We start from the raw sequence: 14,094 nt of genomic DNA, 5'->3' as shown, positions 1-14,094 counted from the left end.
CGGAAAACCCGCATTATTTATGCTCCGCCGCCAGATAGGTGTCCAGGCGCTCATGGACGCGCTTCAATTCGTATTCGACCGTCCGCAACGACACACCCAGCCGCTGGGCCGCCTCTTTTTGCGTCACGCCTTCCGCATGCACGAGCAGCGCGACGGCCCGGCGGCGCTCGGGCATGCGGTCGAGCAGCTGGAACAGGGCATCCAGGTCCGAGCGTATCTCGGCCGTCCGCGCCGGACCGGGGGCCGGGTCCACCAGTTCCTCCAGCAATGCATCGATATTATCGCCTGACAACAGGCGGCTATGCCGGCGCTGCACGTCCACCGCGATATTGACCGCCATCCGGGACAGGTAGGCACCGGGGTTCTGGACGGGCCCAAGGTCTTCGCCGCCCTTGAGGCGCAGCCAGGTGTCGTGCAGTGCATCGCCGGCATCTTCAGCATTGCCCAGCTTGCGCGTCAGGCGCTGCTTGATGGTGGCGTAGTGCTTGCCCAGGTAGTTCAGCAGGAAAAGCTGCGTGCCTTCGGACATGGCTAGCCCTCCCCCTGCTGCTGGCCGCACTGCGGTCCCACGCCGGGGGCGCTGGGTGCAACCAACATGGTCAGAGGCTGGCGCGCGATCGCCGCTGGCGGGACGCTGCCGATATGCACACCGCGCACCGCGTGCAGCAATGCGGCATCGCGACGGGGATCGCCACTGCTGCCGAGCAGGCGGACGCCGCCGATGCGGCCATCCGTTTCCAGGTAAAACCGCAGCAAGGACGTGTAGTTGCCCGGCCGGGTACGCGCATCCGAGCACAGCGCCTGCCAGATACGCATCTGAACCAGCCCGGCATAGCCATCCTCGCCGAACAGCTCCGCCATGCCATTGCGCGGCAAGGTGGATGCCGGTACTGCGGATGCCACGGCGGCCTCTTTCAGAATGAAGGTCTGGCCCAGGCCAGAACTGCGCCTGTCAGCAACCAGTCCGGTACCTTCGAGCAGGATGCGCAATGCCGCTTCGGCCGAATGATGGCCGTATACCGCCGTGGAGGTACGGGCATGCGCGATATCACTGGAAAACAATGCAGGCTGTCCGGTGATGTCCGCATATTGGTTCAGCGCCGCATTGAGCGGCTGCGCCGGGATACTGAAAGCAAGGAGAGAAATAGCCGCATCAGAAACGGGATTGACACGTGCAGCACCTGTAGGCGGCAAATCGGGAGGCGCGCCATGGGCGTTCCCCGTTAATCCGATAAACCCACTCAGTACCCAGAAGAGCGCCAGCCCGTTGCAGCTCAAGCCGCCGACGTACATACGCGCCCCTGTCGATCCCGCCACCGCGCATTGCCGCGAGCGTCGTCAAGCCAGCAGCGGTGCTGCATGGGGCATGGCAGGATGACGGATCGAGTCGGCAAGGTAGCTGCACCATTCTGAAATGGTGCATAGTGGCATTCAAATGTGACGGTGTTGTTACATCAACACTGAATCGCCATGAGTTGCTATCGGTAGCTTAGACTATTCTGATCCACAGTTCTTGAAAGAGGAAAAGCCGATGGATCGTGTTGATAGCCTGAGTGTCCTGACAGACGCCAGGTGTACGATCTCATAGCTGCCTGATCCAACGACGAGATCGGATCTGCCCTACCCCTGGCGATCCCTTGACACGTTGCAAGACAATGCCGTCAATCAATAAGCGAGAAAGATAATCATGTTGGATAAGAAATGGTGGCATAACGCCGTCGTGTATCAGATCTACCCACGTAGTTTTCAAGACAGCAATCACGATGGGGTCGGTGATCTGGCCGGCATCATTGGCAGACTGGACTACCTGCAACATCTGGGAATCAACCTGATCTGGCTGTCGCCAGTGTACCGGTCGCCGATGGACGATAACGGCTATGACATCTCCGACTATCAGGATATCGCCGCCGAATTCGGCACATTAGCCGAGATGGAGCAGTTGATCGCAGAGGCGGCCAGGCGCGACATCCGTATTTTGATGGATCTTGTGGTCAACCACACCTCTGACGAGCATGCTTGGTTCGTCGAGGCGAAGAAATCCAAGGATAGCCCCTACCGTGACTACTACATCTGGCGCAATGCAGGCGCCGATGGCTCCCCGCCCGACCAGCAACGTTCGTATTTTGGCGGGAGTGCATGGGAATACGACGCCGCCAGCGGTGAATATTACTTCCATCTGTTCTCGAAACGACAGCCGGACCTGAACTGGGAAAATCCCCAGGTGCAGGAAGAGGTGCATCGCATGATGAACTGGTGGTTGGACAAGGGCATCGGCGGCTTCCGCATGGATGTGATCGATCTCATCGGCAAACAGGTCGACCAGCAGATTATCGCCAACGGCGCACAACTGCACCCGCTGCTGCAGCAAATGCACCAAGCGACCTTGGCGGCACGCGATGTATTGTCGGTGGGCGAGACGTGGAGCGCCACCCCGGAGACCGCCAAGCTGTATTCCGACCCGGCGCGTCAGGAGCTGTCGATGGTCTTCCAGTTTGAGCACATCACCATGACCCACGATACCAAGGAGGGGAAATGGAAGCCGCGGCCGTTCGATCTGATCGAATTCAAGCAGATCATCGGTAAGTGGCAGACCGAGCTGGCCGATGCCGGCTGGAATTCGCTGTTCTGGAATAACCACGACCTGCCGCGCGCCGTATCCAAATACGGCGACCCCGGCCGTTACCGGGTCGAGTCGGCCAAGATGCTGGCCACCGCGCTACATTTTCTCAAGGGCACCCCCTACGTCTATCAAGGCGAGGAAATAGGCATGACCAATGTACGTTTCGATTCCATCGACGACTATCGCGACATCGAATCGCTCAACCTCTACCACGAACGCACGGCCGCCGGTGTGCCACCGGAGACGATGATGGCCGGCATCCACGCCAACGGGCGGGACAATGCACGCCCCCCCATGCAGTGGAACAGCACACACAACGCCGGCTTCAGTACTGGCACGCCATGGCTCAAGCTGAATCCCAACTACCCGGAGATCAACGTCGCGGCCGCACTGGAACAACCCGATTCGGTCTTCTTCCACTACCAGAAGCTGATCGAAATGCGCAAGCACTGGGACGTCATGGTTTACGGAAATTACCTGCCGTTGCTGGAGCAGCATCCGCAGGTATTCGCCTACCGGCGCAGCTTGGGAAGCCAACAGCTGGTTGTCGTCAACAACTTCTCCGGCGAACACGTCGAACTGGATCTGCCGGCAACGCTGCACGGCATTGCCGGGCAAGGCTTGATCAGCAACTATGCCCAGCGTGACAGCTGGACCGATCACCTCAGCCTGCAGCCATACGAATCGTTTGCTATCGCTTATGTGTGTGCGGCGGGGCGCGAGTAAAGCGTTGTTGTGCAATCACGTCGAGTCGCGCGAACGCCTGGGTAAATGGCGCTGGGTGGTTGAGCGCACACTGGGCTGATTGCACCGCTTCCGCCGATTACGCGTCCGCTACGAGCGCCGTGCCGATATCCGCCAGGCGCTTCTCTCGCTTGCCTGCATACTCATCTGCTGGAGATACATTCAGCGGTTTTGTTAGACGTTCTTAGTGTATGAAGTTGTTGCTTTGAAAGCAAGGAAGAGGATTGTCAGGCGTACTAAGCCAGCTTGATGTGAAAACGGCCGCAGAAAGCGGCCGTATCGTTGAGGCTGGGCAGTGGATTAGAAATCCCATTGCCCCAAGTTTGCCCCAAGCTCGTATTCAGACAAGATGTAACATCCTAAATCATTGAATACAAACGAAAATTTTGGTGGGAAGTGCAAGTTTCGAACTTGCGCCCCCTGCAGTGTGAATGCCATTGAAAGCGCCATTTTGCAGGGTTCTCACAGGGAGTGTTTCGTCATGACTATCAAGAGAAGTCGCGAAATTGCACCAAATTACACAGGAAATTACACAGGGCTGTAATGCTCAAAAGCAAGGGATTTACATCGACCTGCAATTCCAGATATGACTATTGGGCGAAACAAGGAAGGGTATGCCAGCACTGGCTGGCACCACGACTATACCGACCCGAGGATGGGGGCGCGGGAGATCCTGCCTTAATTGCCGAAAAATCCAAATGAACAGCCTCCCCCAAGCATGCCCCTCCCTCCCCGATATGCCGCAAGATAAATGTAATATTTCCAACAAACCGCTGGCTGCGGTGTAATCTGTACATATAGGCAGTATGCAAACATCCACAACTTGGGAGGATATATGCCTTGCATTGATCATGAATACAAGAATTGTCCCGCTTATATTGAATTGGCCGACGGTAAGTATTGCACAGTACCGGGATGCCAACGTCAAAAGGCCATCACCCAAACCTCCAAAGCCTTGTTCGAGCACCTGAACAATGATTTGGAGGATGTTGTCATTCCTGGCAAGACAGGCGGTAGACAAGGCACGATCTAAGAGGGCACGGACGTCGACAGTACCATGCTCGTTAAAAGTTGCACCGAGACATCAAAATCTAGTGCAGCTACTTGGTTATAATTCTCGGCAACTCCAGCTCGCTGCGTAGCGAGGCGCTCTATTTTCTGAAAGCATAGCCCACCGCCGCGTCAGGTCTGCCGCACCCAGACGCACCGTATTACGGCAATTACGTTTGCTTGTGATATCCAGCGCGGCAATTGCCAAACCGGAGCGCACCCTTCCCCACTCGTCTCCGCCACCAGAGAACCGTCCAACCAACTTAGGCACTGATCAGGATCAAGGCTCATCACCATGCGCTTTTCGTCATAGGGCTTGTGGAAGCGCTGCATCAGCGAGTGCCCGTCGGCGTTGATAGTCAGCATCGAGAACGACAGCAACTGATCCCCGGGCGGTACTCCCATAGGCCGGCTATGACCACCGGCCCGCCATCGGCGCGCTCGATGCGCCAGCGCACAGGCTTGCCGGTTTCGTAGTTGGGTTCGAAGAAGTTGGCAGCCGGGATGATGCAGAACTGCTTGCGCTTCCAAGCGCTGCGGAAGGATGGCTTGCTGGCCACCGTCTCGGTGCGGGAGTTGTAGGTCTGGCGGGCCAGCTTGTGCTCGACCCAGTGGGGTACCATGCCGAACATTGCCGGGGCGACTTCAAGTTTACCGGGCGTTTCTTGTGAGTCACGCAAAATTGGCGCCATGTATCCGGGCCAAGCATCTGGCGGGAGGTCGAGCTGGGGCGAACGAACACCGAAACGGTCTTCGATCTGCTCTGTAAGGCTGGGAGTATAGTCTGCACACATTTTGCTAATTTTTCATACCAAAAATATACGACGGTTTCCTTATGCTTTGCTGCATCAACATTTGATAATACTCTAACGCAAAAAAGCTGCTTTCCTGGGAGGAAAGCAGCTTTTCACAACATTAATTGAATAAGCTCAATTAATGTGGGCGTGAACGGAAATGTTGGCAAACGCTCTCGAATTTGCCGAAGCGAAACCGAGTGTACTGCCGAACAAACACGCTCTTTGTAGCGAAGAATGGCTTAGCCATAGGTCCTCCAATAAAGCATTGGAGGGACATTTTTCTTGCCCACGGATGTTCGATGGTATAGAATACTAGACACTTCCGCCAAGAAGTATCAAAATCCGTAGGTGGCGTTGGTATGCCCTCACCACCTTGCCGGCTGATAAATGTTAGAGATTTTCAGCCTTCACAGTCCGGAACTATAATAATAGCAAGCGAAATTTTGCTTGCGTTCGCAATACGCGGTGTGACATTTTTTCTCCTTTCCGCAAAATCAAGCAGTTTTGCTCTGCATTGGTGCCCACCCAGGGCGGTTAGTGTAAATCTAGTCTCATCAGAAGCCTCAGTGCCATCGGCATTGAGGCTTTTTTACTTCAGCGTCCATCCATGTTTTCGATCTGCAAGAAATTTGTCTTTTTCTCGGCTCAAAATTGAACTGACAGTAATGACAGGATCAGCCCCACTAATTGCTACTCCGTGAGCCTGAATTTCTTCAACCAACTCCTTTGTAGGATGTGGCTTGCCATCTGCCAAAAATTTTTCCACAATACTCAATACTGAATCCTTCAATGAGGTTCGCTGAGTGCCCGAAATCCAAGATGTGTCTTCCGAACGCATGTCGCCTTCAATTGAAGCGGAACCAGGAGCGGAAGAGCGCCAATGCCTTATGAGGTCCCCCTGAGCATTCACATCACTCGAAAGCCAACGACTTTGCCTCACTTGCGGCGTTTGCGCACCTGTAATTACCGCTGCCGAGGGAGCTGACACGATACGACTCGTGCCACCTGACTCATCGACTCTACTTTCCACCGAATCAGTCGCCGTAATAAAAGTCCTCAAGCCCATATACTGAGCCTGCACTTTTTTACGGCGCTCAACCAAGAGTTCAATTTCATCAGTGATCGCAGCCAACTCCGCCTGCAATTTCATCAATGCGACTTTAGCCTGCTCATGAAAATTCTCGCTCATAACTTTCTCCGTTTTCAGCATCATATACGCAGTCAATTTAAAATGCAATGGGCGTGCAATGAAATATGCTATCAGAATTTAATTGCACATAGGAAACAAGATGCTATGAGCATGGCAGTGATGCAAAGTCACGCTCGACTATATGTCCGTCCCTCAGGTCTTTAACGACTTACTACCGGCTAAGAATCCACTGAATCCTCGAGGCAGCTAGCGAAACTTACTACTAACTCCTCCTCCTCATACTTGCCACCGAACAACCAAACCCGCACCAGAGCTAGGACGACCTCGTCGTCATTAGCAACTGGCTACAGCACTTGAAATTCAAAAAAGACCTGCAGGCTCGGCCGCTCTATCCCAACTGTAAATGATCAGTTCCTTCCGTTCCACTGCCTTGCCGCCGCCACCGACGTTGTATTGAATTCCGGTGGCATCCATCTGGAAGCGTGCAAATACGCGCCTGATATCCGAGGGCTCATTGAGGCTCAAGATGACTTTGCCCTTCAATCGAAACGTCAGTTCGACCATCTTCTCGTATTGAGCGAACTCAAACTCCACGCCATATCCCGCTGTCTCCCAGTACGGCGGGTCCAGGTAAAACAGCGTGTGCGGCCGGTCGTAGCGCTCCATGCACTTGTACCAGTCCAGATTTTCGATGTAGGCGCCGGACAAGCGCAGGTGCGCGGCCGACAAGTTCTCCTCGATGCGCAGCAGGTTGAGCGGCGGCGTGGTGGTGGCCGTGCCCCAGCTCTGCCCGTCGACCTTCCCGCCTAAGGCATGATGCTGCAGGTAGAAGAAACGGGCGGCGCGCTGCAGGTCCGTCTGGGTATGTGGCGGCGTGTCCTGCAGCCACTTGAACACCTCGCGGCTCGACAGCGCCCATTTGAACTGGCGCACAAATTCCTCCAAGTGATTCTTGACGACGCGGTAGAGGTTGATCAGTTCGCCGTTGACGTCGTTCAGCACCTCGACCTCGGCCGGCGGCCGCATGAAGTACAACGCGGCGCCGCCGGCGAAAACCTCGACGTAGCAGGTGTGCGGTGGAAATTGCGGGATGATGCGGTCGGCCAGACCTCGTTTGCCGCCGATCCAGGGGATGATGGGTAATGCCAAAATGTGAACCCCCTAGTGTTAAAGTCGAATTACCTCCCCGAGGTAGCACGAGCCCACTTGGTTCACTGGCTTGGCCAGCATGCCGGGGCTGATTGCCGCTGTTGATGCAGCGACAATCAGCGCTCTGCTTTTTCATCTGGCAGAATGCAGACAGCAATTACTGCCTCCAGTTCCACTTCATACTTCCAGCCACGTGGCCAGTCCCGCGCCAACACCTTTACCTTTTCGCAGTTCGGCGCCGCCGGTGCTAACTTTTCGAACTCGTAACCCGGCCAAAACGGCACCGGCTTTACGCTTGCACCTTACTTAGATGGCTGTTTCGCGCAAGCAACATCATACTGTGACACACTCGTAGGATTGCGCGAATTTTGTGGCTGCTGTCCAGCATATACTGTTCCAGCCTGGCCATCTGGATTGAAAGCTGACCCAGGTGCAGAAGCTGAATTACCAGGAGTATTGGGAGCAGTGGCACTGCCGCAGCTTTGATTTGGTTGCCCCGAATGCGATGGGGTAGGTAAAGCTGGTGCAGTTGTCGTTGTATGCGTTGTCGTCGTGTGCATTGTTGTTGCGATCGGGGTTCCTAAATGCGGACCGGCCTTAATGCCGCCATTCCCTGCAGATGCAGCTGTTCCCGTGATAAACAGAACAGTACCGATCACGGCCAGTGTAGAGATATGCCTCATGGTAAGACTCCTCTTCTAACGTCCAATTTCCTTCTATTGAGTGTATACCAAGAGCAGAAGTTATCAACTTAGACAGTATTTACTCTATCCGGCCCCGCCGTGCTGGAGAGATGGACGCGCGACTGCACAAAGACACCTGCGGCACTAAACTTGCGTTGATCTGAAGGTCTCAAGACTCAATCGACTAGCTCACTCCCCTACTGTCTACCTGCGCAAACACTCCGAATCAGCGCTACAGCCCTATGCTACTACCCCGCACAAACGCCTGGCACGCGCGTCCCGTCGCGGCCACTTCCTCCGTCTGCAGGATCAAGGCTTGAATATCTCGCGCCACCGCGTCAGGAAGTAGCCCGCTGACGGGATCGGCTGCAGCGCCTCCTTCGGCGCCACCGGCACCGGCCGGGGCGGCAGGTCCAGCACTTGCACAGAAGACGGGCTTGCGCATGCGCTCAGCAACAGCAAGCCGAGCGCGCACATCGTTGATTTCGTCATCGTAGACTTTCTTGATGGCCGCCGCTTTGACGGCCTGTTGCCTGGCTTGCGCCAGGTTCTCGGCGGCGCGCTGCGCCACCGCCTTCGTTTCCGCTGCCGCGCGGGTCTTCTTGTCGGTATTCCACAGCGCCTGCACGGCCGCTCGGCCTTGGGCGACGCCCTGCGCTCGCTGGTACAGCATGCCGGCGCCGACCAGCACGCATGCCAGCACGGCGCCGTACAGCCAGCCAGGCACCCTGCCCGCCAGATTAACCAGCGCGCTCACACCAGCACCTTGCGCGCTGCCTGGTACAAGGCCAGGCGCTCAGCCAGCCCGTTCACGCCACCGTTGATGCGCCGCGTCACCCGTTCCTGGTCGCCGGCATCAGCCAGGGCGTTCAGACCCCTCGCCTGCCAGAACCAGCCGGCCGAACGGCAGGCGTTGACGGTCTGCTCGAGCAGCTCGGGTTTGGCCAGCAGATCCAGGCCCAGCGCCTTGCCGCAGGCGGCGTAGTTGACGCGGCCGGTCACCTGCAGCAGGCCGCGCCCACGAAAGCGCATGCCGTCGCCTGGCTGCACGTTACCCAGGTCGGCACGCCCCCCCATAGGCCTGACCGCTGGCCAGCTCGCGCACGTAGCGCAGCTGGCCAGACTCGTGGCCAACCTGGGACAGGAACGAGGCCTGGCGCGCCGGGGTCGTGATGCCGAATTCCAGCATGGCCGCGTTCAGCGGTGCCAGCATTGCGCCCGACTACCTCCATCACCACGCCCAATGTTTCATATCGGGCAGCCAGCAAAGTGGATTCTTTAATGTAATCAGCAATCTTTAGTAAGGCAAAGCCGGCAGCCAATAATTGCAGCGCACCGGTCAGTCGACCAGATGCTGCAGATGCCTCCTCCTTAGCCTTTGCGGCGGCCTTGAGTGCGTCCTCGTGCGCCTTGATTGTTGCAATTGCTTGTTGCGTTTCCTTGGTGACACCCATCTGCGCGGCCTGGTAGGCAAGCAACTGGGTGCGACTCATACCAATCGTCGCCGCCTGCTCGCGCATGCGCTCGATCAGTTGCTGCTGGCCAAGCGTCAATTGCGTGGTCGAACCACCCAGCGCCGTCGTGGCCTGGGCTGCCTGGCGCGCCTGCTCAGCCTGAGCGCGCATAATTTTGGACGTGTCATCCATCTGGCCATTGCTGATCGCCGCACGCTGACCAGTGCGCCGCGTGGCATCGCCCAGGGCTTCGACACTTTTGGCCGCATCGACGCCGCGGCGCCACACACCGGCCGAGGAATTTGTAAAGTTGTCCAGCGCGCTGACGCCCTCGGTCGATGTCGAGCGCACGCGCGCCGTCGCAGCACTCAACGAATCCACGGACGTAGTCGCGCCAGCAACCTTTGGCGCAACGCGCGCACCAGCATCACCCAGCGCATCGACAGCGACAGCACCTTCAGAGGCCTTGGCCTTGGCCTTGGCCTTTGCCCCAGCGCTGGCCTCGCCCAACTTGTCGACAGCCGCCGTGGCGCCAGCCGTCTTTTGCTCGACGCGCACCGCTGCCTCACCGAGCGAATCCAGTGCTTTACTGCCCTCGACCACTTGGCGCGTATCAATCGAAAGACCAAGTTTTGCAATGTCCGGCATAGATCGCCCATAAAAAAAGCTCACCAAAGTGAGCTTGAAATTAAAAGACCCGCACGAAGCGGGCCAAATGGATAATAAAAAATACTAATTCATTAATGCATTACTTCACCTGTGTAATAACAGCAACAGCGGATGGCTCACAAGTCAACTTATAGACATCCATTTCAGCTAACTCAACTTCCTCGGCTGCCTTCCTCGATCCGCGCCACGTTGCAGTTCTCGCGCCTTCGTTCCAAATTTCCGGAGCACCGGGGCCTGTCCAACTTACGTAAAAAAGCTTGGCGCCAACGTAGCCGCCATAAGAGTTTTTCGCATTGACCGAGCCACAAAGGGCTAACCAATTCGGCATTACCTTGGACCTGTCACTGACCACAAGGTTTGCAAACTGCGCAGAACTTGGATCCTTGTAATTTTTCACCAATGCTTCTTTTGACTTTGCAACAAACTCATCCAATATCCGACTTTTATCGAGAGCAGCTAATCGCGCCGACTCATCTACAGAATTGCTTTTCACTTTTTCTGCATTTTCAGCATCTCGCGACTCTATACATGAAGTACGTACGGCCTTTTCCTTTATCTGCTCACAAACAAAGGGCTTGTTCGTTGCAGCAACAGACAAGGCAGATACTGCTATCAATGCTACGGCAAAAATACATTTCTTCATTTCTACCTCAGAAGTTAAAGAGGCAATTTTACACCAGCACCAATTACACTTGGTCGACGCAGTAACCTCGCCTCCAAATGCCTGCCGAAATTTTCATCGTTTCGCATGCCACCCAGCAACAATACACACCTGGCACAACAAAGTCATGCGGAACGGTTCGCACGACTTTTCGCCGCGTTTGTGTTAAATGCATGCCAATCCTAGCGCTCCTGTGCGGTGCTGTCACCCACCCCGATTGCTCAAAAGTTATGGCAAATCAGAGTTGACCTTCTTGTTCTGGTGGTAAATAAACAGCGCATCGAGGCGGTCAATGACCGACTCCTCGAACGGATCGAAGCGGACGCCGTGGCGCGCCTGCCAGGCCAGTATTTCAGCGCTGGTGAGCGCGTTCACGGCCATGCCGCACTGGCGTTTCTGGTTCAACTGGGTGAACTAGGTCCAGATGTAGGCCAGCTCGGCCGGCAGCTGAGGCACCGCGGGCGCCTCGGGCGCCCGATAAAGCGGGTTTTTCCGGGCGGTGTCCAGATGATCGCCCTTGGCGTTGCCGTCGCCTGCCGCTGCCGCGCGATCAAACAGATGATCGGCGTACAGCAGCAGGGCATGGATCAGACCTTCAAAAAATTGGCGTCGTTTTCCAGGGCGGTCGTAACGCGGTCCTGCCAGGTCGGGTACTTGTCGAACGCCGCGTCAATCATGCTCTTGTCGAACGGCACGGCCGCGCCGTTACTGGTGAAGCCATACCAGTCAACGGCCACGGGCAGCGCCATGCACTTCTGGTTGTCGTCGATGACGCTCACCAGCTGATTGGAGCCTTCGTCAGTCGAGGCGTCGATGGCCGTCTTGCGCTTAGCGGCCTTGCGGTAGTCGAAAGCGCACGTGACGATCTTGTTTTTCTCGCCATCATCGACCTTGGCCGAGGTGATCTTGATGCGACCCATGGCAATGGTCATCACCTCGGCCAGCCGCGCCGTACTGGCCGCCATGGCGTAGGCCAGCGGCAGCTCGACTTCTTGTTTGAAGTAGTCGATATAGGCAGAATCCTGCATCAGCACGGTGAACTGCCCCGAGCCCACCACTTTGCCGCGCGAGGCGGCCGTGGCTTGCGCCGCGGTGGTACCGCCGGCCGTGAAGTCGCGGCGCAGCAGCGCGGCCAGCAGCACGGCGTAGGTGCCGCACGATGCTTCGCCTTTGATAGCGCCCGAGGTGCGGAAGTTGCCCAGGCGGGTATCGCTCTGTTGCTGGCTCGGGTCGATCTCGTTGCTCGAATACTTGTCGGCGTCCGTATCGAACGTCGCTGTCACGCGCGGATAGAGGCGGCCGGCGGCGGCCAGGGCCTTCGTGCCTTCTGCAGGTTGCTTGCCGATAACGAGCAGGCTGTCGATGCCGTTTGCAGTGGTCATGGTGTGGATTGCCTTTCTTTGGTCGAAAAAAAAAGACCGCCGAGGCGATCTATGTGGGGTAATGCGGGTTACAGGTTGCAGAACCAGCGAATCTTGACCGGGACCATCCAACGGTCGCCGTCCTCGCGGCCATCCGCGATTTCAGGCGTGCGCTCGATCTGCACGGTCACATCACCCTTGGTGAAGCCTGCGCCGCGGCGGAACAGCTCCTTGATCATTTCAGCTCGCGCGCCGGCGCTGGCTGTGCCCTGGCCTGGCGGATACATCAGGCTGACCTGCCCGTCGTGGAGAGTTGTTCCAAATTCGTGAGGAGGATATTGGCGTTGACACGATCACCTTGCCTTCGAGCCACACAAAGACCTTACGGGCGCGTGTAATTCCAATCATCCCCGCGCTGCGACCTTGGCTCGCCCACTTTCCGCTTGAAGTGAGTGTTGATGGGCTGAAATCCGCTTGGCGCCGAGCGCGCGTGAAGGCGCGTATGGAGCATGTGAACTTTCATGACCAACGGCATTCTTGTGCCAGCATCATGCTTGGCTTGGGGGGCGATCTTTATACTATTAGCAAGATTCTCGGTCACAGCAATGTGCAGACGACCCAGCGCTATGCGCACCTCCAGGTCGATGCGCAGCGTGCTGCGTTGGATAAGCTATCGGTACTAGTACAAAACAAAAAATAAAATTACACAGGCTAATTACACAAGCACAAAAAAAGCCGATCACGCAATGTGTCGGCTTTAATGTACGTACTTGATTTTACAACGAATTCTTGGTGGGAAGTGCAAGTTTCGAACTTGCGACCCCTGCAGTGTGAATGCAGTGCTCTACCCCTGAGCTAACCTCCCGAAGCGAGGCGAATTATCGCATAGGTGTTGCGGCATCTGCAAGGGCTGGCGAGAGGAAATTTATCGTGCCCCGCTTCTTTCTCACGCGGCCGCTGGCGGCGACGTGACGGCGGTCCAGATGCACTGGCCTTTGGCGGCCTTGTCGAGGCCGGCGATGGTGGCTTCGTGGGCGGCCAGTTCGTCGGCGCTGGCGCTCTGGAAGATGACTTCGGCCAAGGGCACGATTTCCAGGGCGGCGCCGTCGGCGGCCGCTTCCACTTCTTCTTCCATGCTCAGGCTGTTTTGCCCGCGCGTCATGGCCAGGTAGACGTCAGCCAGCAATTCGGAGTCAAGCAGCGCGCCGTGCAGCTTGCGGTGGGCGTTCGAGACGCCGTAACGGTCGCACAAGGCGTCGAGCGAGTTGCGCTTGCCCGGATGCATTTCCTTCGCCTGCACCAGGGTGTCGATCACGCCATGCACTTGCTCGTGGACTGGCGGCAAGTTCAAGCGCTTGAATTCCGCGTTCAGGAAGCCGATATCGAACGGGGCGTTGTGGATGATCAGTTCAGCGTCGGCGATGTAGGCACGAAATTCGTCGGCGATTTCCGCGAATTTCGGCTTGTCGCTGAGGAATTCCGTCGTCAATCCGTGGACGGCCAGCGCGCCCTCTTCCGAATCGCGCTCGGGATTGATGTAATGGTGGAAATTATTCCCCGTCAACATGCGGTTGTTCAGTTCGACCGCCCCGATCTCCAGGATGCGGTCGCCCGTGCGCGGGTTCAGGCCGGTGGTTTCAGTATCGAGGACAATTTGACGCATGGCAGATTCAGTCTTAAAAGCAAAAAGCGAAGGGCACAGTATAGCAAACCTGTGCCCTCCGGTTATGCCCTGCCCACAGCTGCATGGCAGGAA

16 protein-coding genes, 1 tRNA gene and 1 pseudogene are annotated in these 14,094 nt (G+C 56.7%); 3 read left to right on the top strand and 15 right to left on the bottom strand.

Annotation, left to right across the window (positions count from 1 at the left end; translation table 11 throughout):
• Positions 1–13: 13 nt before the first annotated feature.
• Positions 14–529, bottom strand: coding sequence for an RNA polymerase sigma factor (locus O0879_RS02655; protein WP_289914496.1), 516 nt, complete (start codon positions 527–529; stop codon positions 14–16).
• 2 nt (positions 530–531) lie between these two features.
• The gene (locus tag O0879_RS02650; RefSeq protein WP_289914495.1) at positions 532–1,293 is read right to left on the bottom strand and encodes a TonB C-terminal domain-containing protein; all 762 of its coding nucleotides are present in this window, start codon (positions 1,291–1,293) and stop codon (positions 532–534) included.
• Between the two features lie 394 nt (positions 1,294–1,687).
• Here O0879_RS02650 and O0879_RS02645 point away from each other — a divergent pair, with 394 nt between their 5' ends.
• Together O0879_RS02645 and O0879_RS02640 are read left to right on the top strand one after the other, a co-directional pair.
• A complete protein-coding gene (locus O0879_RS02645; RefSeq protein ID WP_289914494.1) occupies positions 1,688–3,346 on the top strand; it encodes an alpha-glucosidase in 1,659 nt (552 codons plus the stop codon).
• A gap of 37 nt (positions 3,347–3,383) precedes the next feature.
• Positions 3,384–3,542: pseudogene (locus O0879_RS02640) on the top strand (transposase); the annotation flags it as partial.
• Between the two features lie 930 nt (positions 3,543–4,472).
• On the opposite strand, the gene O0879_RS28570 reads toward O0879_RS02640, so the two are convergent.
• The 11 genes from O0879_RS28570 to O0879_RS02590 form a co-directional block, all read right to left on the bottom strand.
• Entirely contained in the window at positions 4,473–4,634 is a 162-nt protein-coding gene (locus O0879_RS28570) for a DUF4113 domain-containing protein (RefSeq protein WP_354670181.1), read from the bottom strand.
• Between the two features lie 139 nt (positions 4,635–4,773).
• Positions 4,774–5,208 (bottom strand): SOS response-associated peptidase family protein, encoded by a 435-nt coding sequence (locus tag O0879_RS02635; RefSeq protein ID WP_354670178.1) that lies wholly within the window; start codon positions 5,206–5,208, stop codon positions 4,774–4,776.
• 592 nt (positions 5,209–5,800) lie between these two features.
• The gene (locus O0879_RS02630) at positions 5,801–6,400 is read right to left on the bottom strand and encodes a hypothetical protein (RefSeq protein ID WP_289914492.1); all 600 of its coding nucleotides are present in this window, start codon (positions 6,398–6,400) and stop codon (positions 5,801–5,803) included.
• A 321-nt stretch (positions 6,401–6,721) separates the two neighbouring features.
• Positions 6,722–7,510, bottom strand: a complete 789-nt coding sequence (locus tag O0879_RS02625) for a DNA adenine methylase (protein ID WP_289914491.1) — start codon at positions 7,508–7,510, stop codon at positions 6,722–6,724.
• Between the two features lie 915 nt (positions 7,511–8,425).
• A complete protein-coding gene (locus O0879_RS02620) occupies positions 8,426–8,950 on the bottom strand; it encodes a hypothetical protein (protein ID WP_289914490.1) in 525 nt (174 codons plus the stop codon).
• Positions 8,947–9,225, bottom strand: a complete 279-nt coding sequence (locus tag O0879_RS02615; RefSeq protein WP_289914489.1) for a glycoside hydrolase family 19 protein — start codon at positions 9,223–9,225, stop codon at positions 8,947–8,949. The genes O0879_RS02620 and O0879_RS02615 overlap by 4 nt, the downstream gene beginning before the upstream one ends.
• Positions 9,192–10,295, bottom strand: coding sequence for a hypothetical protein (locus tag O0879_RS02610; protein ID WP_289914488.1), 1,104 nt, complete (start codon positions 10,293–10,295; stop codon positions 9,192–9,194). Before O0879_RS02610 ends, O0879_RS02615 begins: the two co-directional genes overlap by 34 nt.
• Positions 10,296–10,395: 100 nt before the next feature.
• Positions 10,396–10,959, bottom strand: a complete 564-nt coding sequence (locus O0879_RS02605; RefSeq protein WP_143451541.1) for a hypothetical protein — start codon at positions 10,957–10,959, stop codon at positions 10,396–10,398.
• Between the two features lie 246 nt (positions 10,960–11,205).
• On the bottom strand, positions 11,206–11,382 hold the full coding sequence (locus tag O0879_RS02600; RefSeq protein ID WP_289914487.1) for a hypothetical protein: 177 nt from the start codon (positions 11,380–11,382) through the stop codon (positions 11,206–11,208).
• A gap of 182 nt (positions 11,383–11,564) precedes the next feature.
• Positions 11,565–12,359 (bottom strand): phage tail tube protein, encoded by a 795-nt coding sequence (locus tag O0879_RS02595; RefSeq protein WP_289914486.1) that lies wholly within the window; start codon positions 12,357–12,359, stop codon positions 11,565–11,567.
• A gap of 68 nt (positions 12,360–12,427) precedes the next feature.
• On the bottom strand, positions 12,428–12,577 hold the full coding sequence (locus tag O0879_RS02590; RefSeq protein WP_289914485.1) for a phage tail terminator-like protein: 150 nt from the start codon (positions 12,575–12,577) through the stop codon (positions 12,428–12,430).
• 74 nt (positions 12,578–12,651) lie between these two features.
• Here O0879_RS02590 and O0879_RS02585 point away from each other — a divergent pair, with 74 nt between their 5' ends.
• Positions 12,652–13,038, top strand: coding sequence for a tyrosine-type recombinase/integrase (locus O0879_RS02585; RefSeq protein WP_289914484.1), 387 nt, complete (start codon positions 12,652–12,654; stop codon positions 13,036–13,038).
• Positions 13,039–13,128: 90 nt separating this feature from the next.
• On the opposite strand, the gene O0879_RS02580 is transcribed toward O0879_RS02585, so the two are convergent.
• A tRNA-Val gene (locus O0879_RS02580) sits at positions 13,129–13,203 on the bottom strand.
• Positions 13,204–13,284: 81 nt separating this feature from the next.
• Positions 13,285–14,001 carry a DNA polymerase III subunit epsilon gene (gene dnaQ / locus O0879_RS02575; protein ID WP_289914483.1) on the bottom strand — a complete coding sequence of 239 codons (717 nt, stop codon included), beginning with the start codon at positions 13,999–14,001 and terminating at the stop codon, positions 13,285–13,287.
• Positions 14,002–14,094: the final 93 nt, after the last annotated feature.

Source organism: Janthinobacterium sp. SUN120 (assembly GCF_030397735.1).
Lineage (GTDB): Bacteria > Pseudomonadota > Gammaproteobacteria > Burkholderiales > Burkholderiaceae_D > Janthinobacterium > Janthinobacterium kumbetense.
Note: the sequence above shows the minus strand (reverse complement) of the source record. Positions and strands in the feature narration are given on the sequence as shown.

Excerpts from the sequence above, each read along its gene's own strand:
- O0879_RS02655 (WP_289914496.1), bottom strand. The coding sequence starts at position 529 with ATGTCCGAAGGCACGCAGCTTTTCCTGCTGAACTACCTGGGCAAGCAC.
- O0879_RS02650 (WP_289914495.1), bottom strand. The coding sequence starts at position 1,293 with ATGTACGTCGGCGGCTTGAGCTGCAACGGGCTGGCGCTCTTCTGGGTA.
- O0879_RS02645 (WP_289914494.1), top strand. The coding sequence starts at position 1,688 with ATGTTGGATAAGAAATGGTGGCATAACGCCGTCGTGTATCAGATCTAC.
- O0879_RS02635 (WP_354670178.1), bottom strand. The coding sequence starts at position 5,208 with ATGTGTGCAGACTATACTCCCAGCCTTACAGAGCAGATCGAAGACCGT.
- O0879_RS02630 (WP_289914492.1), bottom strand. The coding sequence starts at position 6,400 with ATGAGCGAGAATTTTCATGAGCAGGCTAAAGTCGCATTGATGAAATTG.
- O0879_RS02615 (WP_289914489.1), bottom strand. The coding sequence starts at position 9,225 with ATGCGCTTTCGTGGGCGCGGCCTGCTGCAGGTGACCGGCCGCGTCAAC.
- O0879_RS02610 (WP_289914488.1), bottom strand. The coding sequence starts at position 10,295 with ATGCCGGACATTGCAAAACTTGGTCTTTCGATTGATACGCGCCAAGTG.
- O0879_RS02605 (WP_143451541.1), bottom strand. The coding sequence starts at position 10,959 with ATGAAGAAATGTATTTTTGCCGTAGCATTGATAGCAGTATCTGCCTTG.
- O0879_RS02595 (WP_289914486.1), bottom strand. The coding sequence starts at position 12,359 with ATGACCACTGCAAACGGCATCGACAGCCTGCTCGTTATCGGCAAGCAA.
- O0879_RS02590 (WP_289914485.1), bottom strand. The coding sequence starts at position 12,577 with ATGATCAAGGAGCTGTTCCGCCGCGGCGCAGGCTTCACCAAGGGTGAT.
- dnaQ (WP_289914483.1), bottom strand. The coding sequence starts at position 14,001 with ATGCGTCAAATTGTCCTCGATACTGAAACCACCGGCCTGAACCCGCGC.